This window comes from Vibrio sp. SCSIO 43155 (assembly GCF_023716605.1).
GTDB classification, from domain to species: Bacteria; Pseudomonadota; Gammaproteobacteria; order Enterobacterales; family Vibrionaceae; genus Vibrio; species Vibrio harveyi.
Genome location: NZ_CP071853.1, coordinates 1,063,035 through 1,085,634, shown reverse-complemented (window position 1 = coordinate 1,085,634; position 22,600 = coordinate 1,063,035). Strand labels below are relative to the sequence as shown.

19 protein-coding genes are annotated in these 22,600 nt (G+C 44.6%); 8 read left to right on the top strand and 11 right to left on the bottom strand.

All coding sequences use genetic code 11. The annotated features are described in order from the left end of the window. Window positions 1–32: 32 nt before the first annotated feature. The 3 genes from J4N44_RS21720 to J4N44_RS21710 all read right to left on the bottom strand — a co-directional run bounded on the left by J4N44_RS21720 (window position 33) and on the right by J4N44_RS21710 (window position 4,969). Window positions 33–1,466: an FAD-dependent oxidoreductase gene (locus tag J4N44_RS21720; RefSeq protein ID WP_252045777.1), complete on the bottom strand. Its 1,434-nt coding sequence runs from the start codon at window positions 1,464–1,466 to the stop codon at window positions 33–35. A gap of 354 nt (window positions 1,467–1,820) precedes the next feature. Continuing rightward, window positions 1,821–4,277, bottom strand: a complete 2,457-nt coding sequence (locus tag J4N44_RS21715; RefSeq protein ID WP_252045776.1) for an ABC transporter permease — start codon at window positions 4,275–4,277, stop codon at window positions 1,821–1,823. Further along, window positions 4,268–4,969: an ABC transporter ATP-binding protein gene (locus J4N44_RS21710; protein ID WP_005451774.1), complete on the bottom strand. Its 702-nt coding sequence runs from the start codon at window positions 4,967–4,969 to the stop codon at window positions 4,268–4,270. Before J4N44_RS21710 ends, J4N44_RS21715 begins: the two co-directional genes overlap by 10 nt. Between J4N44_RS21710 and tesA the strand changes: the two genes are divergently transcribed. The 4 genes from tesA to J4N44_RS21690 all read left to right on the top strand — a co-directional run bounded on the left by tesA (window position 4,968) and on the right by J4N44_RS21690 (window position 10,710). Then, on the top strand, window positions 4,968–5,570 hold the full coding sequence (gene tesA, locus J4N44_RS21705; RefSeq protein WP_033008165.1) for a multifunctional acyl-CoA thioesterase I/protease I/lysophospholipase L1: 603 nt from the start codon (window positions 4,968–4,970) through the stop codon (window positions 5,568–5,570). The two genes, J4N44_RS21710 and tesA, sit on opposite strands and share 2 nt — an antisense overlap. An 83-nt stretch (window positions 5,571–5,653) precedes the next feature. Beyond that, window positions 5,654–6,853: an enoyl-ACP reductase FabV gene (gene fabV / locus J4N44_RS21700; RefSeq protein WP_017819605.1), complete on the top strand. Its 1,200-nt coding sequence runs from the start codon at window positions 5,654–5,656 to the stop codon at window positions 6,851–6,853. A 218-nt stretch (window positions 6,854–7,071) separates the two neighbouring features. Further along, on the top strand, window positions 7,072–8,982 hold the full coding sequence (locus J4N44_RS21695; RefSeq protein WP_199449439.1) for a bifunctional diguanylate cyclase/phosphodiesterase: 1,911 nt from the start codon (window positions 7,072–7,074) through the stop codon (window positions 8,980–8,982). Window positions 8,983–9,054: 72 nt separating this feature from the next. Continuing rightward, window positions 9,055–10,710, top strand: coding sequence for an ABC-ATPase domain-containing protein (locus tag J4N44_RS21690; protein ID WP_252045775.1), 1,656 nt, complete (start codon window positions 9,055–9,057; stop codon window positions 10,708–10,710). Between the two features lie 102 nt (window positions 10,711–10,812). On the opposite strand, the gene J4N44_RS21685 is transcribed toward J4N44_RS21690, so the two are convergent. Then, window positions 10,813–11,433 carry a DNA-J related domain-containing protein gene (locus tag J4N44_RS21685; RefSeq protein ID WP_005451766.1) on the bottom strand — a complete coding sequence of 207 codons (621 nt, stop codon included), beginning with the start codon at window positions 11,431–11,433 and terminating at the stop codon, window positions 10,813–10,815. A 113-nt stretch (window positions 11,434–11,546) separates the two neighbouring features. Continuing rightward, window positions 11,547–12,386, bottom strand: a complete 840-nt coding sequence (locus tag J4N44_RS21680; protein WP_005451765.1) for an isopenicillin N synthase family dioxygenase — start codon at window positions 12,384–12,386, stop codon at window positions 11,547–11,549. Between the two features lie 222 nt (window positions 12,387–12,608). Here J4N44_RS21680 and J4N44_RS21675 point away from each other — a divergent pair, with 222 nt between their 5' ends. After that, entirely contained in the window at window positions 12,609–13,205 is a 597-nt protein-coding gene (locus J4N44_RS21675) for a DUF2238 domain-containing protein (RefSeq protein WP_005451764.1), read from the top strand. Here the strand turns inward: J4N44_RS21675 and cutA are convergent. From cutA to J4N44_RS21650, 5 genes are all read right to left on the bottom strand, one after another. Then, window positions 13,167–13,499: a divalent-cation tolerance protein CutA gene (cutA, locus tag J4N44_RS21670; protein ID WP_017189039.1), complete on the bottom strand. Its 333-nt coding sequence runs from the start codon at window positions 13,497–13,499 to the stop codon at window positions 13,167–13,169. The genes J4N44_RS21675 and cutA overlap by 39 nt on opposite strands. A gap of 9 nt (window positions 13,500–13,508) precedes the next feature. Further along, complete coding sequence (locus J4N44_RS21665; RefSeq protein ID WP_005451762.1) at window positions 13,509–13,760, bottom strand: hypothetical protein; 252 nt, start codon at window positions 13,758–13,760, stop codon at window positions 13,509–13,511. Then, window positions 13,744–15,450, bottom strand: a complete 1,707-nt coding sequence (locus J4N44_RS21660) for an SgrR family transcriptional regulator (RefSeq protein ID WP_045487832.1) — start codon at window positions 15,448–15,450, stop codon at window positions 13,744–13,746. The genes J4N44_RS21665 and J4N44_RS21660 overlap by 17 nt, the downstream gene beginning before the upstream one ends. Window positions 15,451–15,529: 79 nt before the next feature. After that, complete coding sequence (locus tag J4N44_RS21655) at window positions 15,530–15,763, bottom strand: DUF3389 domain-containing protein (RefSeq protein WP_005451760.1); 234 nt, start codon at window positions 15,761–15,763, stop codon at window positions 15,530–15,532. A 16-nt stretch (window positions 15,764–15,779) separates the two neighbouring features. Continuing rightward, complete coding sequence (locus J4N44_RS21650; protein WP_009701824.1) at window positions 15,780–16,214, bottom strand: hotdog fold thioesterase; 435 nt, start codon at window positions 16,212–16,214, stop codon at window positions 15,780–15,782. A 227-nt stretch (window positions 16,215–16,441) separates the two neighbouring features. Here J4N44_RS21650 and J4N44_RS21645 point away from each other — a divergent pair, with 227 nt between their 5' ends. After that, entirely contained in the window at window positions 16,442–17,227 is a 786-nt protein-coding gene (locus J4N44_RS21645) for a M48 family metallopeptidase (protein ID WP_005451756.1), read from the top strand. 133 nt (window positions 17,228–17,360) lie between these two features. On the opposite strand, the gene J4N44_RS21640 is transcribed toward J4N44_RS21645, so the two are convergent. Next, window positions 17,361–18,389 (bottom strand): site-2 protease family protein, encoded by a 1,029-nt coding sequence (locus J4N44_RS21640; RefSeq protein WP_252045774.1) that lies wholly within the window; start codon window positions 18,387–18,389, stop codon window positions 17,361–17,363. A gap of 412 nt (window positions 18,390–18,801) precedes the next feature. On the opposite strand from J4N44_RS21640, the gene J4N44_RS21635 reads away from it, so the two are divergent. Continuing rightward, window positions 18,802–20,052 (top strand): outer membrane protein transport protein, encoded by a 1,251-nt coding sequence (locus tag J4N44_RS21635; protein WP_005451753.1) that lies wholly within the window; start codon window positions 18,802–18,804, stop codon window positions 20,050–20,052. A gap of 22 nt (window positions 20,053–20,074) precedes the next feature. Then, the gene (locus tag J4N44_RS21630; RefSeq protein ID WP_252045773.1) at window positions 20,075–22,519 is read left to right on the top strand and encodes a VolA/Pla-1 family phospholipase; all 2,445 of its coding nucleotides are present in this window, start codon (window positions 20,075–20,077) and stop codon (window positions 22,517–22,519) included. Window positions 22,520–22,600 lie beyond the last annotated feature (81 nt).

Here is a 22,600-nt window from a genome sequence, read left to right as displayed (position 1 = left end):
CCCTTCTTGTAGTTTAGTATCAAGCGCGGATGTTACATACCGTAGCGCTCTGCTAATGCTTGCGGATAACCACGCTCATAGGTCAGTTTGATCGCACAATCCTCTACTTCTTGATCAGTCCAATGGACAGTCACAGGATGCTGCTGCTCGACGTTATCGCTAGGTTCAATATCAAACCAATATTGCGCCATTTTCTGCGCAGCGAGTAATGTAGACGACGCTTTAACCACTTCGATACGCGCGTAGTTATTTTCTTCAAACGTGACGTCCGCGGCTCGCAGTACTGGATCTGTCCCTGGGATCTGCTGAGCACCAAATAACGCCTTACCACCTCTTACTGCCGTATGATAATCTGGAATGAACTGCGCCATGTGTGCTATCGCATTGTCGGTACGCTCATCAAGTATCTCTTGACGCCAACCATGTCGTATTTTCGATAACAAACTTGTCGGTAGTTCTGGCTGCGCAGAAGCCTGTGAACTTTCGACTAAACCATCGTCAAACAACGTAATACCTTTGGTCATCCCATGTAGTTGAAAATAACCATCGCCATAAGGTGTTAATTGAGCCATGCCCTTATCAGTACCACGAGGACCATGGAAAATAACCTCTGGCCATTGTTGAGTACATTCGTTCCAACGAGTGACGTATGCTGCCTTAAACTCAACAAGACGTTCACGCCGGACACCTACCTTGTCGTCCACGACTCCGGTTTCAAAACCGCACGCATTCACTAAGAAGTCGCAGTTCAACGCATGTTCAGAGCCATCTTTTGTATAAGCCAAAGTCCAAGCAGAACCATTCCAATGAGACTCCACCAATTCCGCTTGTGTAATTACATCGACGTTTGGCATCTGCTCTAAAGTCATGTTCGCGATTGCAGCAAGACGGAATACGCTCCAACCATACTCTTGAACCGCCACAACCGGGTATTTAAGCTCATCTAGATCGGCATGCTGAGCAAATGGGATGCACCATTCATCAATGCTTTGAGGCTGTTCTGGTTGAGCTTGGCTCGCAAGTTGTAGTAACGCTTCCTTCGAGTAGAGTTTGTAGTACTCATCAGGTTCACCTAGAACTTGGTTTCGAGCGTCTTGGACAACCAGCGTTTGGTAAGCACGTTTAATCACTTCCAGTCGTGGTAACAAAGTTTCTGGATCACCACCGTCTGAATACGGAACAGCAATAATAGTCGGACGAATATTCAGTGAATGGGGATACAAGCGAATCGTCTCAATAGACTGGGTTAGAAGATCTAAACATTGTTGTTCAGAAATCTCTCGATACAGGTTGCCGCCGGCATGCAAATGGCATATTGGGGGACCATTCACCAACGATACCCCTTTTTCGATTACGGACACTTTAAAACCTAACTCGGCAAAGTGAATCGCAGCAGTTGAACCTGCTACGCCACCACCAACGATAGCGATGTGTTTATCTTTACGATTTGGAAACTCAGACTTCATTGCTTCACTGAAAATTTTATAAGGAGAAATCTTTACTTAGTGTCGATTCTACTCGGGTTTGAGTATGATTAAAATCACAAAAAGTTCATGGGTTTGCGTTTGTTAACGGTATACGTCAAAAGTTACTTTTGAGAGCAAAAAATTTCCGAAAAAAGTGCTTGACGAGGTTGTTAGGAAAGCGTGTTTTTGACCCTGTGTGAATAATATTTTTACGCTAACACCCATGGCATAAAGCCTGCGGAAACACCCCACTTTACTAACAACTCAGTTATCCCAAAAGTTATCCACCGTTTTTGTGGATAACTAAAATAAAACTGTCATGGAGTGCATCCGCGGTAGTTAAACGGAGGCTAATTAAGTGTTTACTGGCGTTAACAATCTTTTCAAAAGGCTCATTACCACTAAAGCAAGAACAACAAACGTAGCGAAAGGTAAAGCTATCCACAATTCAGGGTGGATCTGCGCATTAAGCTCAAAGCCATATTTCATCACAGCAGCAACACAGACCTCTGCTGCAAACACTGCAACGCCACTCGCCACCATTGCCATAATGCCGTATTCAGCCCATAGCGTAGTGTTGATACGCTTCTTACTTGACCCCAATGTTCGATAGAGTCGAATTTCCTGCTGGCGTTGAGACAAACTCAAACGAAGCAATGTAAATATCAGCAAAAGACCAGCCACTACACCAAGCAATGCCAATATGGTGATTGCCGATACAATTTGTTGGATAAGTGTTTGGATTTTGTCACCCATGGTTCGAATATCGAGTACGGAGACCGTCGGATGTGCACGTGACATCGACGTCAACAATGCATTGTTATCATCGTCGATACGATAACTGATCAAATAAGAGCCTGGTAAGCTTGCCATCACGTCAGACGAAAAGATGAAATAGAAGTTAGGCTTCATATCACGCCACTCAACATGACGAATGCTATCAACAGTGGCATCGAAGTTTTGGCTGTTAATAACAAACCGCAATTTGTCACCAAGTTCGATACCCAGTTCATCTGCAACCTGTGCTTCTACCGATACACTGGCTTTGTTTTTCCACTCACCAGATATGACATCGTTGTACTCAGGAAGTGTCTCCCCCCAAGTGAGGTTAAGTTCACGACTCACGGCATCTGAGCCTTGCCCCTCTGATTTAATCTCTTTAACGCTTACATCATTAATTTCTGCTAATCGACCACGAATGATTGGGAAAGCTCGTGACCGCGTCACGTTGTTTTTGTCCAATGTTTCTAGATAACTGTCTAGTTCGTAATCAGCGATATTCAAAGCAAATACGTTAGGTGCGTCCGCAGGAAGTGTTCTCGACCAATCAGCAAGAATATCGCTACGTACTAACCAAATTATCGAAAGTAACATCAGAGAAAGCGATAAAGCGCCAAACTGCAAACCACTGGTAACTGGTGTGCGATTGATTCGACTGAGTGCAAGCTTCATTGCTGGCCGAGTAGAAACTCGAGCAAATAACTTAGTGAGCGCAACGCTCGTTGCCGCAAGCACGACAAATAACATCGCAATGCCCGCAAGTACAATCCAAACCAGAGTGTTGTTTGCATAAAGGATAAGCAAAGGCACGACGGGCACTAAGATAAGCCACATGCGTTTCCAAGAGCGTTTGCCAGAACCTTGTTGAAGAACTTCTAGAGCAGGTGTTTTGATTAATCCGAGTAAGGGAATCCCAAGCGCTGGAACAGTAATAAGAACCGCTGATACAACTGAAATCAAGATAGGAGTGACACCGTAACTAGGCAGTGGATTAGGCAACAAATCCCTGAGGGGAATTCGCAATAAATACTCCAAACCACTACCTAATAGCAGACCAACAATACTGGCACTAAGCAGCAAAATAGTGACTTGAATCAAAAGCCACTTTTCAATCCAGCGGCGACTCGCCCCCAAGCTTTTCAACATTGCGATGGTTTGCGTTCGGCTGTTCACGTAGCTTTGGCAAGTCAAAACCAACGTCGTTGCCGCCATGATGATAACAATAGCAACCGTCAAAGACAGGTATTGAGTTGTTCGTTCGAAGACTTCGTTACTTCGACTTGCAGTATCTTGCGTTCTCCAGCGATCACTTGGTGACAATTCAGTACTGTCTTGCAGTTGCGTTAATGTTGCATCGTCGCCTTTTAAAAACAAACGATATTGAACACGGCTCCCCAACTGGATTGCCCCTGTTTTTTCAACATCGCTTTGATGAATATAGGCTGAAGGCATTTGTTGGAATGGGTTAAAGCTCAAACCTGGTTCCATCAAAACTACACCTGAAACGATAAAGTCCGCATCACCAATAGTGACAGCGTCACCCTTTTTAACATCAAGCTGCGCCATGATGCGTTCATCAAGCCATAGCTGGTTTTCTTTGACGTGGCCGGCTGAGTTATTGTCCAAGACTAATTCACCCATCAGAGGGTACTGCTCATCAACGGCACGAACAGAGATAAGCTGCATGCCAGTATCACTGAATGCCATGGTAGCGAATCGTGTCATGGTAGAGCGTGACATCTCGTCGGTAGCAGCCAACAAAGTATTTGGTATAGGGTTAGCAGACACAAAAACAGCATCAGCTGTTAACGCATCTTTACCTTGCTTAACGATCACCTGCTCCATTCTTTCTGCCAGAGCCGAGAGCGCAAAAATACTGGCAATCACGAGAATCAAGGCAACACTGATCGGCCATAGATTTCCTTGACGGATTTCACCCAAACTCCAACGTACTAAGCTTTTGTTTGGCGATTGTTTAGCCTGCTTAGGCATCTGAGTTGAGTCTTGCTCACTTGAAGAGATCACGGACATATCACCTCCTCCTGCAACTCGCCTGCTTCCATTCGATATACACGGTCACAACGACTGGCTAAATGACTGTCGTGAGTAACCAGTATTAAGGTTGTGCCATGCTGTTCATTCAAATCAAACAGAAGCTCGATGACTCTTTCGGCGGTTTGATGGTCGAGGTTTCCCGTTGGTTCATCGGCAAACAGCAGTTCTGGCTGAGTCATAAATGCCCTTGCAAGAGCGACACGCTGTTGTTCTCCCCCCGACAATTGACTTGGTAAGTGGTCGAGACGCTTTTCCAGCCCAACCGCTGTCAGCAATGCTTTTGCTCTTGCATCATCTTCAGCTTCACCACGTAGAAGACAAGGTAACGTGACATTTCGTAATGCGCTCAAACTTGGGATGAGAAGAAAGCTTTGAAATACGAAGCCCAACGAGTCCGCACGAATTTTTGCACGAGCCTCATCGTCTAACTTTGAAAGCTCATGCCCTAATAAGGTGATTTCGCCTGAGGTTGGGGTATCTAATCCAGCGAGCAGTGTCATCAATGTAGACTTGCCCGCGCCAGAGGTACCAACAATGGCAATCTTCTCGCCCTTTCTAATGTCAACATTTACATTTTTAAGGATTGTTAAATGTTCTTGATTAGTAGAGACTTGTTTAGAAACTAAATTAGCTTGAACAATAGGTGCTTTAAGTACAGGTGTTTGCATGATTCGTATACTTTCCTTAGTTCTTTTTTTCTGTCTTTCCGCTTCTGCGCAGGCGAACGAAAAGTTGCTTGTTTTGGGTGACAGCCTAAGCGCTGGCTATCAAATGCCAATCGAAGAGAGTTGGCCTAGCTTACTTCCTGATGCGTTACTAGAACATGGTCAAGATGTAAAAGTTGTAAATGGCAGTATCTCAGGGGACACCACAGGTAATGGTCTTGCGCGTTTGCCAGCTCTCCTTGAGCAGCACACTCCTGACGTTGTGCTTATTGAACTCGGTGCCAACGATGGTCTTCGTGGATTCCCACCTAAACTTATTACGTCGAACTTATCGAAAATGATTACCATGATCAAAGATTCTGGTGCGGATGTTGTGATGATGCAAATCCGTGTGCCACCAAACTACGGTAAGCGCTATAGCGATATGTTCTACGATATTTACCCTAAGCTTGCTGAACACCAAAAAGTGGCTCTGATGCCCTTCTTCTTAGAGCACGTCATCATTAAACCTGAATGGATGATGGATGATGGTCTGCACCCAAAACCAGAAGCTCAGCCTTTTATCGCAGACTTCGTTGCGCAAGAATTGGTTAAACATCTCTAATTTTGATGGTCTAGCTCAATAAGTTTTACCAAACTTTACGTTACTCTACTCGGCATCTTATTCACCAAGGTTAGATAATAACAATGCAAATAGAACCGTTAATTCAAGGTGTTGTAGCTCGATCGGCACATCCGTATGGGTGCCGCGCTTCCATCAAAGAGCAAATTAATTACGTAAAACAAGCTCCGCAGATCCAAAATGGTCCCAAACGGGTTTTGATCATCGGTGCGTCTTCCGGTTTCGGATTGGCTGCTCGCATCGCCCTCACCTTTGGCGGCGCTGAGGCCGACACGATCGGCGTTTCATTCGAGCGTGGACCATCTGATAAGGGCGTTGGTAGTGCTGGTTGGTACAACAACATTTACTTTAAAGAAGAAGCAACTCATCACGGTCGAACAGCAGTAAACATCGTGGGCGATGCTTTTTCTGATTCTGTGCGCAACCAAGTAATCGAAGCTATCGAAACTCACTTTGAAGGTGAAGTAGATTTAGTCATTTACAGCTTGGCGACTGGTGTTCGTCCGAAGGCAGAATCTGACGATTTTTGGCGCAGTGTCATCAAACCTATTGGTGAATCTGTCACTGGTGCATCGATTATGCTGGAAAACGATCAGTGGATAGACTCCACTCTTGCTCCAGCATCAGAGGAAGAAGCTGAAGCAACAATTAAGGTGATGGGCGGAGAAGATTGGGAAAGCTGGATCGATACGCTGATCAACTCTGAATCGGTGGCAAAAGGCTGCAAAACGATCGCCTTCTCTTACATGGGACCCGAAGTCACACACCCAATTTATCTTGATGGCACGCTAGGTCGTGCAAAAGTCGATTTACACCAAACCAGTCATGCATTGAACATAAAGATGGCAAACTTTGGTGGTGGCGCTTACGCGACCGTGTGTAAAGCGCTTGTCACAAAAGCGAGTGTTTTTATTCCTGCTCTCAGTCCTTACCTACTCGCTCTGTATCGTGTGATGAAGGAAAAAGGCACCCACGAACGTTGTATCGAGCAAATGCAACGTCTGTTCACGACGAAGTTGTACGACCAAGAAAAAGTACCTGTCGATGGTGAACGTTTGATTCGAATCGATGATCTGGAGTTAGATCCTCAAGTTCAGAAAGAAGTCAGTGAACTTCTTTCACAAATGAACGCAGATAACTTCAAACAAGTGGGTGACTATGCTGGATTCAAAGACGAATTTATGAAGCTAAATGGCTTCAACTTTGAAGGCGTCGATTACTCTCAAGATATATCGATGAAAGCACTCAAGGCGCTCAAGCCATAAGCTTGCACTTGGATTCTAGCGTCTCACTACTGAGATAGTGCCAAGTATTTCAAAGTCCTGAAAGGTTTTCAGGACTTTTTTTTGTTTCGGGTTCTGCCGCCCCTATACTTAAACTAAACGAATGGTTAAATAACTACTCAACAACAAGAATAAGCTCACATAAAAATTACAACGACTTTCATTCACAGGACGTGAACTTACGGGAAAGGATTACCTTTATGGGCACATTGCAAACCTTGGATTATGAGATCCCCGATTCGATGCGGAGAAGTTGGCAAAACATCGTCAACTTGTTAGCCCGCATTGCGGATGTTCCCACTACGCTTATCATGCGTGTGCATCCAGAGCATATCGAAGTCAATACCTCTAGCGAAACGGAAAATAACCCCTATAAAGTGGGTGACAAAGAAGCCCTTGGACATGGTCTGTATTGTGAACATGTCATTCAACACAAGCGCGAACTCATGGTCTCAAATGCACTCAAAGACCAGGAGTGGAAAGACAACCCGGATATCAAACTTGGTATGATCTCCTATTGTGGTCTGCCCTTGTACTGGCCGAACGGTGAAACCTTCGGTACCATCTGTATGCTAGATACTAAAGAGAACCAATACAGCGATACCTACCGTGAGTTATTAAGTTCTTTCAAAGAATCTATCGAGGCACAACTTGCGGTTGTATTCCAGCAACACAAATTAGTAAGGCTAAATAGCGAACTAAAAAACAGAGTCGAAACGCGCACAACCGACCTTGCGCAACTCAGTTATTCATTGACGAAAGAGATCGACAGACGCAAAGCTGCCGAGAAACAAGTCAACTATCAACAAACTCATGACCAAGGCACTGGCTTTCTTAACCGCGCTGCTTTAGAAGAACAACTAGACGAAGTCATTGAGTCCATCAACCATGACGAGCAATCTTTGGTCGTGATTAACATTGGATTCAGTAACGCCCGTAGCATCCAAACCAAATACGGATTCGAAGCTTTCGACGAAGTGTTGAAGGAGTTTCGCTTTCGTCTTGGTCACAGTGAATCCAGTTATTTTGTCACAGGGCGACCAAGCTCCAACGATCTTGTGCTCATTGTTTCAGGCGAGGATATCGAGCCGAAAGTCCAACATTTACTCGACGAAATTACTCATGTGAGCGTTGGCAATTTTTATATCGATGACAATGAAGTGCATCTTCATTCTTACATTGGTGTCGTCCAAGCTCATCGAAACAGCCATGCCAAGCAACTGCTGCAAAATGCTTGCTATGCAATGTTGTTGTGCAAAGAGTCTGGCGAGTCATACAATTATTTCTGCGAAAGTCATACGCAAGATCTCAACAACCACAATCAATTAGAAAGCTATCTTCTACAGGCAGTTCGTAATGATGACCTGATGTTGTACTTCCAACCTAAGGTGCTTCCCCACACACACAAATGGATAGGTGCAGAAGCGCTGTTACGTTGGCGTCATCCTGTCTTGGGTGATGTCTCAAATGAAGCGCTAATTCATATGGCAGAGCAAAACGGCTTGATCTTTGAGGTGGGTTCATTCGTTTTACGCACAGCCATAGACAAAGCCAAGCAATGGTCTGAGTTAGTGGATAACTTCAAAATTGCCGTTAATGTTTCGCCTATACAATTGCAAAACGTTAACTTTGCCGAACAGATAGAACATCTACTTGAAACCTTCCATCTACCAGCACACTTCCTTGAGCTAGAAGTGACTGAGAGCGCTTTAATCGCAGATGAAGTCGTTGCACGTAACACGTTGAATAAACTACACAAGCTTGGTGTTACACTGTCACTAGATGACTTTGGGACAGGCTATGCCTCTTTCAGTTACTTGAAGAAATACCCTTTTGACGCGATTAAAATTGATAAAAGCTTTGTTCAGCAGATGGAAAAATCCGACGATGACAGAGCCATCATTTGTTCCATTATCCATATTGCTAAAAAGCTTGATCTCCAAGTTGTCATTGAAGGTATTGAATCCAGCCAACAAGAGCAGTTTCTAATTGGTGAAGGCTGCGATATCGGACAAGGTTTTTTGTATGGTAAGCCAATGCCTTGTAATGAATTCGAACAAAGTTTGTTTAATCAAAACCTATTAGGTGGTCAATACACCTATTCTTCCTAAGCATTTCCTTTACTCTGTTGGCGGTGGTTTCTATAATCGCCGCCCGCTTCCAATAAAAAGGCCATTATCTTCATGGATCAGTTGACTGCCACGCTTAAAAAAATCGAAAAGCAGAACTACCGCGCATACCAACAAATCAAAGGTCAATACGACTTCGGTGATTTCGACTTGTACATCGACTACGTACAAGGTGACCCGTACGCATCTGCTTCTCGCCTACGTGCAACTCGCGCGTGGTCTTTGACCGGTCTCGAATGGCTAAAAGATGAATCTCCAGCATTCCAGCGTGCAGCTCGTGACTTCATTGCACGTAGCTTTGATGAGTTTGCAAAGCAAGAGAATACCGTAGCTATCTCACTTAGCGGTCAAACCGTTTTGGACAATACGGCAGTACTTTTCACTGACGAAGGTATTGAGCTTCGCTTCCGTGTTAACCTGCCTGCCGAAGGTCGCTCTGTTCTTGGCAAAAAAGCGAATAACATTCTGACTTTCTACTTGCCGAAGTTTATTCGTCGCGCAACATTAGAGCGCGAGCTGAACAAAGACGCATTGATTGAGCACTGTAAAGTGGTTGAAGACCAAGCGTCTCTGCGCGAGCAACTTGAAGCAAACAATCTAGTCGCTTTTGTGGCGAATGGCAGCATCCTTCCGCGTATTGCAGGTAACTGTGATTTGCCGATGAAAGACGCGGTTGAATTTAAAGCGCCAGAGTCACTTCAAGTAACTTTGCATGCGCCAAACAAAGGTTACGTAACAGGTTTGGGTATTCCAAAAGGCATCACATTGATTGTTGGTGGTGGCTTCCATGGTAAATCAACGTTGCTAAATGCAATTGAACGCTCTATTTACGATCACATCCCTGGTGATGGTCGCGAATACATCGTCACTGATGCGAACGCGATGAAGATTCGTGCAGAAGACGGTCGCTGCGTTCATCACTTGAATTTATCTAACTACATCAACCATTTACCAATGGGTAAAGATACGTCAGATTTCTCTACGCAAGACGCCTCTGGTTCAACCTCTCAAGCCGCTTGGTTGCAAGAATCTATCGAGGCCGGCGCTAGTTCACTGCTTATTGATGAAGATACGTCAGCAACTAACTTTATGATTCGTGATGAACGTATGCAGGCATTGGTTGCCAAAGGCGACGAGCCTATAACGCCTTTGGTAGATCGCATCGGACAATTGCGTGATGAGCTTGAAATCTCGACCATCATCGTTATGGGTGGCTCAGGTGACTACCTAGACGTTGCAGATACCGTTATCCAAATGCACGATTACCAAGCAGTTGATGTAACAGAAAAAGCGAAGCAAGTTATTGCACAGCATCCGACTCAGCGCCACAACGAGTCAGAAGAAAGCTTGCAAACATTCCGCCCTCGTGCGTTAAACCGTGTAGCGCTAATGAACATCCTGACAGACGGCAAGTTCCGTGTGAATGCAAAAGGCAAAGATTCTCTTCGCTTCGGTAAAGAATTCGCAGATCTAAGTGCGCTTGAGCAACTTGAGTCAGCGGATGAAGTAAACACGATTGGTTGGTTGTGGTTCCAAATTGCTCAACTTCCGGGTTGGTGTAACCACCCTGCAAAAGAAATCGAAGACATGCTTACTGGTGAATGGTACGCGACCTTGCCTAAACAAGGCGACTTAGCGAAACCTCGTACATTGGACGTAATGGCAGCGCTGAACCGTATGCGTAAGTCTCAGTTCAAACCTTCTCGTTAATACCCAACGAACAGCTAACAAAGGCAGCGATAAACGCTGCCTTTTTAATCTTGTACGAATCATGACGCCCAATACGTGACAATGTAACTTAAAATGAATTCATTATCCGTTTCGAAGTACGTTCCAAGCATTGCATAGCACTCTAAACCTATCTGCATTACCGTTCTCTCGGTCTGGGTGCCAACGTAATGCCAGCTTACGCCATTGTCGGCGAATCTCAGTTCGGGTTGCGTCTGCATCTAGCTCAAACAAATGTAGTGCTTTACTTCGGTCTAGGTCATCAGAGACATTTCCCCCGATGTAACGTTGATATCGACTCCAGAAATCATTAAGTAGTCGGCGCACCTCGCCTTCGTCCGCTTCGTAGTTCTTCCAATCAAGGTAATACTCTCTTAGGGGATCATTGGTATCAACGCTGTGGCGAGAGGCTTCTATGGCGGACATAAGCACAATATTCATTGCTTCGACTTGCAACCAACCATCGGGATAAAGCGTTTCTTGCAATTGATAGAGCGCGTTCATTAATAAGAAATTTCGCTTGAAAAGATCTTTATCCGGAGATTCATCTAACTGTTGTATGTAGCCCTTTTGGCTGAGCTCATGAGCTAAAGTATGCACCTTCCAATTTGAAGGCTGCTTTCTGAGGATGTCTAAAATGGGCCACAACAATGGGTTTTCCATGTATTGCTGACTGTTTTGGCAAACATTGAGTTGTTCGTCCATGTATCCCCTAACCGTTTAAGTACCTGTTATATAAAGCTAGTCAATTTGTACCATAAACACAAAAAGGCTGACAGTCATAAACCATCAGCCTTTTGAAGCAAGATCTCGTTAACTTAAATAACGCCTAATTCTCTTAAACGTTCCATCAGGTAGCTGTGCGCAGTGTAACGCTCTGAAAGTACCGTATCTGGTTTCGGGTGCAAGAAAAGCGGAAGCGAAATACGCGACTTTTCTTGGCGACCGCCAGTTGGGTTAATCACGCGGTGCGTTGTTGACGGGAAGTAGCCACCAGACGCCTCTTGCAGCATATCACCGATGTTAATGATCAAGTTACCGAAGTCACATGGCACATCTAACCAGTCACCTTCTTTGCTCATTACTTGCAGACCAGGTTCGTTTGCTGCTGGCAGAACCGTTAGTAAGTTAATGTCTTCGTGCGCGGCAGCACGAATTGCGCCAGGCTCTTCTTCACCCGTCATTGGTGGATAGTGAAGAACACGAAGTAGCGTTTTATCGCTGTTGTTAATCATCTCTGACAGCGCAATTGAGAATTTCTCTTGAACGTCTTTTGGTGCGTATTCTTCTACCCAACCAAGCAGTTCTTGAGCAAATGCATTAGCGCGCTCGTAGTACTCTAAAATCTCTTCTCTTAACTGTTCTGGCATCTGACCCCAAGGGTACACGTGAAAGTACTCTTTGATGTCTTTGACTGAATGACCTTTCGCAACTTCAGAAACTGATGGTGGAAAATATCCGTCTTGTGTTTCAACATTGAAGTGGAAATCGTTCTTTTGCTCTGAGCAGAAAAACTCGTACCAGTTTTTGTAAATAGATTCGACCAGCTCTTGAGGAATTGGATGGTTCTTAAGAACACCAAAACCCGTTTCGCGCAGTGAGGTGACGAACTGTTGAGCAGCATCGTCAGCAAGATAATCGACAGTTTCCAGTTTCATGACTTTACTTCTTTTTTATTAGACTGAACGGTGAATTCTATGGATGGGTATGTTGTAAATCAAACTTTAATGAAATGTTTACGCGCAAACGTTTTATTGTTGAGCAGTTTGGCAATATATCAACATAAAAAGTAATCATCTCCTTGTTAAATTTATTAATTGCACACCGTTCAATTAAGTGTAATCATAGAGACAGTATTTAATTGAAGGATCAATTTCTGTATGAAAAGCACTTCTACCCTGTTGGGTTTGACCATTTTCTACGCCATCGTTTTTCTATATTCTGCACTCGAGCCAAGTTCACGCGCAGTTTGGTTCGCGGAAATCGTACCAGCTATTGGTATTCTTATTGCCATTTGGGCACTGTCTATTCGCTATCAGTTTAGTAACACAGCCTATGTACTGATGTTTATTTGGTTATGCCTTCATACGATCGGCGCAAAATATACCTTCGCAGAAGTCCCATTTGATTGGTTTAATAACTTAATTGGCTCTGAGCGTAATAACTTTGACCGCGTCGCTCACTTTTCTATCGGCTTGTATGCCTATCCTATTGCTGAATATCTAATTAATAAGAAAAGGATCAGTTCCGGATTTGCATCTTGGTTTGCGTTGTTTGCGATTATGTCACTCGCAGCTGGTTACGAAATCATTGAATGGTGGTATGCGGCAATAGCTGGTGGTGATGAGGGTATTGCCTTTCTGGGTTCACAGGGTGATATATGGGATGCCCAGAAAGACATGTTGTGCGACACCATGGGAGCAATTGTGTCGTTACTTTTACTGACAACTCAGCGTAGACTGGCGAAGCCATTCTAAATACGGGTTAAAACCTTCGACAATTGGGACCTGTACGATTTGAGCGACCTCATACTCGTGCAGGTCTTTTATTTTATCTTCTACTAATGCATAGAGATCTTTGCGTGTCTTGATGATCAACAACCATTCATTGTCGCTGCAGACTTCACCTTTCCACACATAATGACTCTCTATTGCCATCGTCTGAATGCAAGCGGCTAACTGCCCTTCCAGTAGCCCTTTGATGATTTCGTCCCGGTTCTTCTCTGTACCAGAAGTACTCAAGACCATACAGTATTCGTGTTGTTCGCTCATAACTTACTCTTACTTCATCGTAACCTTACCACCAATCATCTTGTAGGCAGGCGTTCCTCTTACTAAGGTGTCTCTTGCAAACTCTTGTTCACAACCAGGGCAAATGCAAGGCGTGTTGGTAAAGTCTTCAACAATACGTTCCTTAAAACATTTAACGAGGGCACCTTTGCCGCCCTTGCGGTACTTGAACAGCTGCGCTTTACATTTGGCGCAATATATCTCGACGGTTTTAGTCGGTTGCTTCTTATTCGGTTTCGCCATCTTTCTCTATTTTTGGTTTTACCCATACGTTGCTGAAATCGAACCACCCTAGCGCATTGCATTTGGCGTTTTGTAGCGCACCACTATGGTCTTTGTTTACGCCTAGCCAACAATGGAACATAGGGATCACTTGGCAGCTCTTCACAAGTTGCCTACCTAACTCACGAGCTGGGAAATCGCTGTGTTGACCAGCACGCCATTGATCCACCAGCCCTGCCCAACCAGAGAAATCATATCCAGCACTGAATTTGTCAATGTCACTGTAATCTAACAACCATCCTGCGAGCGCATCGTTACGGTTGGTGGCGATCCCCATTGCTTTGATCCAAATATCCACTTCTTCTGGTGACGGTGGTTGCGTGTCATAACGGATGAACTCAACCTCAACACCATGTGGCTTTAGCAAGGTTTTGATCGCTTTAGCAATAACAGGAAACATTGGGTGCTTCTTTTGGTAAGCGACGCAAATAACTTTCTCTTTCTGAGGTACTTCACCCGCAACACTTGGTCTCAGATCGATCCAGCCCGGCTTTAAGCCAAAGGCTTGTAACACACCCAGCTCTATGATTTTGTCTTGAGGTACATGAGCATACACCTGGTAACTGTTTAATGTTTGACTAAGAAACTCAGCCCAACGTGGGTCTTTTGCAACACCTGTATTTTTATTCAGTAGTAAGAAAGTGCAACCGGGATCCAGCTCAACCTCGTCAGTAGAGGCTTGTTTATCCATTTGGGGTTTGGTCAAGCTTGGGTAAACCATTGACGAATAGGCTTCATCGATCACCCACACCTCTACTTGGTCTAACAGAGGACGTAACCCAAAGTAGCCATCAAACGCAGTCAAAATTAAGCGCTTGTCGTCATTTACTTTCACTTGGAATGGTCCAGTCCCTACTGGCTTTCTATCGAATTCTTCCGAACGCAGCGTGCTCGGTAAGAGTACTTTTGCTTGGGATTCACTCAGAGCGAGTGGTAAGTACTTATCTGGACGAACAAGATGAATATCCACCGTCCAAGGCTCTGGCGACATTACATTTTCGATATGAGAGAAAAGATTCAACTCGCTTAACGCACTAATACTCTCAATGACACAGTCGGTAGTCAGTAGTTCACCGTTATGAAAACGAACACCTCGACGTAAATAGAAACGCCAATGAGTGTCTGAAAGCGCTTCCCAATAATGCGCCAAATCCGGTTGGAGGTGTTCATTATCATCCAGTCTAGTTAATCCACTGAATACCTGACGCGCGATATGCTGCTCAGAACGGCGCATCGGCTTTTGAGGGTTCAACATCGCAAGTGGTCGGTAGTACGGCAAACGCACAACTTGCTCACCTTGACGATGTTGGAGACCAAGATAACCTTGAATAACTTGGGTAAGCTTGGCGGCGTCATTATCTAGTGCCTCCAACGCTTGACCAATTTTACCTTCATCTAGATAACGGCGTGCGAGGTTCTCGCTAACATCACTGCGATTACGTTTAAAAATGAGTGTAGAAAGCTTTCCTCGACCAGCGGCTGGATGCCATTCAATCCACCCTTCTTCCTCTAATTTATTGAGGACGATTCGAGCGTTTCGGCGAGTACAGAAAAGTGCATCGGTAATATCTTCGAGTTGAACTTCCGTGTTATTACCAGAGAATTTTTCAAACAGTGTTTCGAATTGAACACGTAAACGAGGGCTACTCATAAAGAGGAAATTTTAGTTTTCATAACGATAAACTAAGTTTCCTCATTTTTTGCAAAAAGTGCAAACCTAGACATGCAAATTATTGAATGTCGATACCAATTTCTTGCGCTAGTTGGCGTAATTGATCTTCATCATCGAGTTTGATCGACCATTTTGTTTCTGCACCATGTGCCAAAACAACGTTTGCACCACGACCAAGTAACTGAATCGCATCGACTTGTGCTTGCATTGTAACCATGCCGCTACCATTGAGTTTAATAACGACTTCTCGCTGCGTTGCGATGATTTTACCAAGAGAAAATTCAATAACCATGTTCGTCTTCTACTCGTTAATGTGACTTTTCTTTTTGGTGTTTCACGGCGATCGTCAGTCGGCTGGTGCAAACTAATCGACCTCGTTCATCAGCGATGTCGATTTGCCACACCTGAGTTGAGACGCCGAGATGAACGGGCTTTGCAGTGCCAATGACATAGCCGCTGCGCATTGCACGGACGTGGTTAGCATTAATATCTAATCCAACGCAATAACTGCCTTCTCCAACACAAAAGTTTGCAGCGAGCGAGCCTAAAGTCTCTGCCAAGACGACAGACGCACCACCATGAAGCATACCCAGTGGCTGATGTGTAAAACTGCAAACAGGCATGGTTGCTGATAGCGAATCATCAGTAAAATCGGTGTAAACGATTTGCAGGTGTTCCATCATGGTGTTTTTTGATGTGGCGTTAAGAATGTCCAAGTCGATTGGCTTTTTCCAGATACTCATTTGTTCGCTCTTATCTCATCCAGTATTGCACTGGTGCTCAGTCTTTAAAAGTGCGTCTAGCATAGACCTGAATGCATCGTTACTTCAAGGCGCAACGCATCACATAATGTGATTTATGTATTCCCAAATAACCTAGAGATACGTCGTTAAGCGAGAATGGCTTAAAGTTTCTTTACTAAGCGTTATACTATTGGTACAAAACAGAAAAAATACTTATGGACCCCATTATGAGAACATGGATTAAAGCCTCAATTCTTATGACCGTGGCTGGCTTAACAGCATGTAGCGCTTCACCGACAGGTCGAAACCAAATCTTGATGTTTTCCGACCAAGAGATGTCTTCTCTCGGTGCCAAATCTTTCGAGCAAATGAAGAAAGAAATACCGATTAGCAAAGACAAAAAGACCAACGCTTATGTTCAATGCGTGGCGAAGCAAATCACAGACACTATCCCTCCTCAGCCGGGCTTTAAAGATTGGGAAGTGGTCGTTTTTGATAGTGACCAAGTCAACGCCTTCGCCCTTCCTGGAGGGAAGATTGGTGTATACACGGGCTTATTGAAAGTGGCGAAGAACCAAGATCAGCTAGCGACCGTAATTGGTCACGAGGTTGCACACGTACTTGCTGACCACAGTAATGAGCGTCTGTCTCAAAGCCAATTAGCAAATGCTGGATTGTCTCTAGCCAATGTCGCAATTGGTGCATCTGAATATAAACAATACCAACAAATGACAATGGCAGCGCTTGGTGTTGGCGTGCAATATGGGGTAATTTTACCTTACGGTCGTACGCAAGAGTCCGAAGCAGATATCGTGGGTTTAGGGTACATGGCGAAAGCAGGTTTCGATCCAAATCAAAGCGTCGATCTTTGGAAAAATATGAGCGCGGCTGGTGGCGCCCAACCGCCAGAATTTTTCTCTACTCACCCATCACACAGCACGCGTATTCGTGATTTGCAGGCGACGATTAAAACGCTGCCTGCTTCAAACGTAAAAGCACCGAAATGTGGTTAAATTGCTTAGCCAATCTAGTGTAAGCAACCTACTACTCTCTAGCTCGCTTTCTCAAACGAGTTAAACGAGCAAATAGAAGTCAAAAAGAAAGCTCCATTGGGAGCTTTCTTTTTATTTAATTCGCATTAGCTCTTTACGTACCAAGGATTTGCAGTGGCAGGCTTAACAGGCTGTCGCCAAGACCCGCAAAATACCAAATGATAGCAATGAAGCCTCCAATGGACACTAGATACCAAGCGAAAGAGAAAAGCTGCCCATATCGAGTTAAAGGCAACAAATGACTATGGTGTCTTGTGCGCCACTCCACCACAACTTCCAACATCCCCATGATGAGCAAGAATCCCAACAACGTTAAACCGAATGCGTAGCTAATATAGATACCCAATGCTGCAGTCGCGACGCTACCGGCTAGACCAATCCATGAGTTCATGGAGAAAGTAATACTCTTCAGTACATGTCCACCGTCTAGAGGTAAAATCGGCAATAGGTTAAAGAGGTTTAACAAGGCGTTAAATACCGCAAGGCCGGCAAAGATCATCTCTCCCGTCACCCAGTACAAAATTGTAAATACAATACTCAACACCAATCCAAAGAAAGGTCCCATGATCGAGATAACAACGTCTTGCCAGCGTGTATTGATCTTTTCATCGCTCAGCGCCAACCCGCCCAAAAAAGGAATGAGATATATCCCCTTCGTTTTCATACCGAAGTATTTCATTGCACGGATATGCCCGTATTCGTGAAAGACCAGGCATGCAACGAGCGCAAGCGCGAACTCTATCGAGAACAACCATGAGTAGGCAGCTAAACTCGCAGACGCTAACGCAACCTTAATCACTTTCGCACTCTTAAGCGCTTTCATTCCCAGCGACATAAGACCAATGATGCTAAAGCGCTTTTCTGTTGGTGGCGGCTCAACTGGAACTTGTTGCTCAATATCCTTTTCATTGCGAGTTCCTTCAGCCACAAGAGCCTCATTAACCGTAGCTTGATATTTGAAGTCAAAAGGTTGCCAATTTAACTCACAGCTCAGTTGGCAGGTCAATACCTGCTCTCCAGAAGAAAGTTTGAATTGATGTTGCGTCTTGCCGGAATCATCATCACTAGCATCAATTTGTGATACCAAAGTGTTATCCCAAAACAGTTGTTGCCAACCCGCCATAGAACCTTCCAGCCTAAGCGATTTCCCCAAAAATTCGATGTGTAGTAATTCCAACGCGATTTCCAATGCGATAAACACAAAGTGGGAATTATGCCTGTAATGGAATAGAACGCAAAGCATGTTAACAACAGGTGTTTGGTTAGCGATTAACCATAAGATTTACAAAACAAGTCTGGTCGTACCATTTGCTATAAAAATATCACCATAATACATGACCTTATTAATTGCTGTTTGACCTATGCATCAAATTTAAAACGCAATATACGTCTAATCTTTGACAAGATAATAAACATACAATTAACATTATATTTACATTGCAGTTGTAATTCTAACCGACAGCAACTGGTGTAAAAGGCATACAACAAATACAAAGACTTCGGTCTAACATAATGACACCCTAGGAGGGTCAAGGATGAACAAGAAGCACTGCTCTCTGCTTACAATTTCAATATTGTTTGCGTGTAATGCCCAATCTGCGGGCTTTCAGGTTGCTGAACACTCGGCATCTGGTCTTGGTAGAGCATTTTCAGGTGAAGGCGCGGTTGCGGATAACGCAAGCGTTTTAGCGCGTAACCCGGCTGCGATGACACTTTTTAAAGAAGCTCAGTTTTCAGGTGCGCTATCCATCGTCGATCCTGAAGTTAACGTCTACGACACTTACCATAAAGAACATGCAAAAGACGTAGCTCCGCTGCAAATCGTTCCTGCTGGCTACTACATTAGTCCTATTAACGATCAATGGGCTTGGGGTCTTGGTATGTTCACAACCTACGGTGTTGCCACTGACTACCCGAATGATATCTCTGCCGGTGATATGGCAGGCGATACTTCTTTGCTGTCTGTAAATATCAACCCAAACATTGCTTACCGCATCAATGAACAATTCAGTGTTGGTGGTGGTATTAACCTTGTCTACGCACAAGCGGAATTGACTCGCCATAAAGGTGCCCTAGCTCCCCTATTTGGTCCTGGTAGTAAAAAGTCTGACAACCTAATTGGTATGGAAGGCGATACGTTTGCCTGGGGCTGGAACATCGGTGCGCTATATGAGTACAACGAAAATAACCGCTTTGGTTTCGGCTATCGCTCTAAAGTGGATTTAGACTTCGACAATGGTGAGTTCAGTAGCTATGACTCTGGCATCGCAACGGCACCAAAAGTCGATGGTCGACTACAAATTTCGCTTCCTTCTATCATCGAACTCTCTGCATTCCACCAACTAAACGACAAGTGGGCTATCCACTACGGTTGGCAGCAAACAGATTGGAGCACATTTAAAGAACTAAAAGCGACGAGCCCACAATGTAACGACGGCACCGCTGGTCAATGTTTCTTTAAACCTGAGAAATACGAAGACAATAACCGCTACTCTTTCGGTGGTACATATACTCTGAACAATCAATGGACATTACGCGCTGGTATCGCATTTGACGAACAAGCGGGTAAAGCGACGTTGAGTATTCCTGATAGCGACCGTTTCTGGTACAGCGCGGGTGTGACTTATGTAATGCAAGAAAACTTAAGCTTCGATGCTGGTTTTGCCTTTGTTAAGAGTAAGTCTGGCTCGTTCACTGAAACAAACGCAGCAGATCAAGAGATCACATTTGATTCAGAAGGTACGGCTTACATCAGTGCTGTACAGATGAACTACACCTTCAAATAATCAGGATTAACGGAGTAAACCAATGAAACATACGTTTAAATTATCACTGCTTTGTTCTGCAATCCTACTTGCAGGTTGTGGTGACGACACTTCTAGCTCAGGCACTTCAGATACCACAACGTTTGAACCTGCGGTTCAGGCACTACTTGACCGTAACACGTCGGTTAGTTTCACGGTTCAAGGTTCGAATGCTGATGTACCAGCGCCTTCTTACTTGCTAATGGATAAAACAGATGGCACGCTCGGTCTGCCGACTGGTGGTGATGATGCGCTAACCAACCCTCGCGCCGCCATGAACACCATGGATGGTTGGTCAACATCAATGCCAATCGTTCTGAATTTCAACGGTGCAGGCTTCGCTGATGGTTTAGTAACGTCGGGTATTAGCGTTATTAAGCTAAATCAACGCATCACCGATTGGGATGGTAAGACAAACCCAATCGAAAAAGTTTTAAAGATCCAAGATGGCGCAACTGCTGATGCAGACTTCCAAGTCGTATCAAGTGGTAAGAGTCTTTACATCCAATTCGCAGACTCATTCGATGAATCAAGCGAATACATTTTTGCAGTGACTCAAGCAGTAAAAGATGTAAATGGCGACGCAATCGGTACATCCGGTAGTTACGCGACGGCAAAATCGAAAGAAGTCGTATACGAATCTGGTGATCTTGCTTCTCTACAAGCTGCAACAACGGCGGTTGAAGGAATCTTTGGTCTTGCTACTCAATCTGGCTTACTAAACGTTGTACCTTCAGACATCATCTACTCATCATGGTTTAGCACACAGTCGGTAGGTGACACACTTGCAGCAGTGAAAGGCGTAACCGCAACCGGTTTTGCTACCGGAGCAAACACGCTCAACACGGTTTACAAGAATGACACTAACCCAGGTTCGGTCGACCTTGCGACTGCATACACGATGTCATTGGGTGCGACTCAAGACTTCATTACTGCGTTAGACGCAGATGAAGACTTCAACAAATACATCAGTGACTTAGACTCAACAAAGACCGCAATAAAAGGGCTTTACACGAATGCCGGTGTTTCAGTCAACGTAACTCAGGGTGTGGTGAGACTACCTTACTATCTAGAGAAAGGTGCTGACTGGAACATGCAGCCAATGGTTTCAGCAATGCCAAGCCTTGTGAAACTGCAAGCCGCTTTATCAAACAAAGATGAACAAGCAGGCATAATTCAGCAGTTGTCTAGTGGTGAATTTGCAAATGACCCTGTTGATGTGAGCAAGCTCGCTACTGATCCTACAGAGCAGCTAAAACTTGTTGGCGCCAATCTAAAACTATCTGACGGCACTCCACTGGATAGTGACCGAGTGATCACTCGATACTCACCAGTGCCAGCGGTTAAGTCTCTAGAAGATGTCGAGTTCCTGTTGTTCACTCCAGAAGCTGGCACGCCGACCAACGTTGTGATTTATCAACATGGTATTACTTCAGCAAAAGAAAATGCTTACGCTTTTGCCTTTAACATGGTTAAAGCTGGCGTAGCGGTGATCGCTATCGACTTACCAATTCATGGCACTCGTAGCTTGGATGACCAACGTTCTGCAAATTCAAACGTGTTAGCATATTTGAACTTGTCTAACTTGGCAGTAGCGCGTGATAACCTTCGCCAAAGTGTCCTTGACGTATTAGGTCTTCGCGCAAGTCTTGTGGTTTCTGCTCAAGCGGGTCTTCTTGCGAATAGCCCACTTAAAGGGTTTAACCCAGCAACTGGCTCAAAAGTTAAGATGCTTGGTCACTCATTAGGAGGCATCGTTGGTACGTCAGCCGTTGCAGCGGCAAACAACTCTCTGGGCTCAGTATCAGCAGATGCGTTGTACAACTTCAGTAGTGCATCTATCCAAAACTCTGGTGGTCAAATCGGTAACTTACTGCTTGGCTCTTCCAACTTTGGTCCGCAAATCAAACATAACCTAGCGTACGCGGCTTCCGCAGACTATGCTAGTTATGCAGATGCATCTTGTGCAGAACTTAGCGATAAAGTGTGTTACGAAACGTTTGAGAAAGGCGCAAGTCCTGAAGCTCTGGCTCAATTAAACGCTGGTTTCTCTAGCTTTATCTATGCTGCGCAAACAACACTTGATACCGTTGACCCGTTCACAAATGCTGCTGATCTTATGAAGACTGGTTCGTTATCAACACCATTCTTCATGACAGAAGTAGATGGTGATGCAACCGTTCCAAACAACGTACCTAATGCGCCATTTGCAGGTACCGAGCCACTTGCGAAGAAGCTAGGCTTGAAAACGGTTAACAGCTCAGACACTGCTGTGAATGCAACAGCAAGCTTTGTCCAATTTAACGCAACGGCATCACACAGCACGTTTGCCTCTCCGGCAGGTACGTTGGCAGACCTTCCTCACCACGCAGAAATGCAGGCTGAGAATGCTGATTTTGTAGTGGATGATGCACTAAGCAAAGTAAGTAATGCGACAGTACTAAAATAATCTTGTACATCCCCTCAAAGCCCAGTTTCTACTGGGCTTTTTTGTTTCTATGCCTTTCAGACCCACTCATAGTTTCCTCTG

Bases quoted from the DNA above. Each gene is read 5' to 3' on its own strand.
- J4N44_RS21710 (WP_005451774.1), bottom strand. From the start codon at position 4,969: ATGCAAACACCTGTACTTAAAGCACCTATTGTTCAAGCTAATTTAGTT.
- J4N44_RS21665 (WP_005451762.1), bottom strand. From the start codon at position 13,760: ATGGCGAAACCGAATAAGAAGCAACCGACTAAAACCGTCGAGATATAT.
- J4N44_RS21635 (WP_005451753.1), top strand. From the start codon at position 18,802: ATGAACAAGAAGCACTGCTCTCTGCTTACAATTTCAATATTGTTTGCG.
- J4N44_RS21680 (WP_005451765.1), bottom strand. From the start codon at position 12,386: ATGAAACTGGAAACTGTCGATTATCTTGCTGACGATGCTGCTCAACAG.
- J4N44_RS21650 (WP_009701824.1), bottom strand. From the start codon at position 16,214: ATGAGTATCTGGAAAAAGCCAATCGACTTGGACATTCTTAACGCCACA.
- J4N44_RS21690 (WP_252045775.1), top strand. From the start codon at position 9,055: ATGGATCAGTTGACTGCCACGCTTAAAAAAATCGAAAAGCAGAACTAC.
- J4N44_RS21645 (WP_005451756.1), top strand. From the start codon at position 16,442: ATGAGAACATGGATTAAAGCCTCAATTCTTATGACCGTGGCTGGCTTA.
- J4N44_RS21720 (WP_252045777.1), bottom strand. From the start codon at position 1,466: ATGAAGTCTGAGTTTCCAAATCGTAAAGATAAACACATCGCTATCGTT.
- J4N44_RS21715 (WP_252045776.1), bottom strand. From the start codon at position 4,277: ATGTCCGTGATCTCTTCAAGTGAGCAAGACTCAACTCAGATGCCTAAG.
- cutA (WP_017189039.1), bottom strand. From the start codon at position 13,499: ATGAGCGAACAACACGAATACTGTATGGTCTTGAGTACTTCTGGTACA.
- J4N44_RS21660 (WP_045487832.1), bottom strand. From the start codon at position 15,450: ATGAGTAGCCCTCGTTTACGTGTTCAATTCGAAACACTGTTTGAAAAA.
- J4N44_RS21685 (WP_005451766.1), bottom strand. From the start codon at position 11,433: ATGGACGAACAACTCAATGTTTGCCAAAACAGTCAGCAATACATGGAA.
- J4N44_RS21675 (WP_005451764.1), top strand. From the start codon at position 12,609: ATGAAAAGCACTTCTACCCTGTTGGGTTTGACCATTTTCTACGCCATC.
- tesA (WP_033008165.1), top strand. From the start codon at position 4,968: ATGATTCGTATACTTTCCTTAGTTCTTTTTTTCTGTCTTTCCGCTTCT.
- J4N44_RS21655 (WP_005451760.1), bottom strand. From the start codon at position 15,763: ATGGTTATTGAATTTTCTCTTGGTAAAATCATCGCAACGCAGCGAGAA.
- J4N44_RS21640 (WP_252045774.1), bottom strand. From the start codon at position 18,389: ATGGCGGGTTGGCAACAACTGTTTTGGGATAACACTTTGGTATCACAA.
- J4N44_RS21630 (WP_252045773.1), top strand. From the start codon at position 20,075: ATGAAACATACGTTTAAATTATCACTGCTTTGTTCTGCAATCCTACTT.
- fabV (WP_017819605.1), top strand. From the start codon at position 5,654: ATGCAAATAGAACCGTTAATTCAAGGTGTTGTAGCTCGATCGGCACAT.
- J4N44_RS21695 (WP_199449439.1), top strand. From the start codon at position 7,072: ATGGGCACATTGCAAACCTTGGATTATGAGATCCCCGATTCGATGCGG.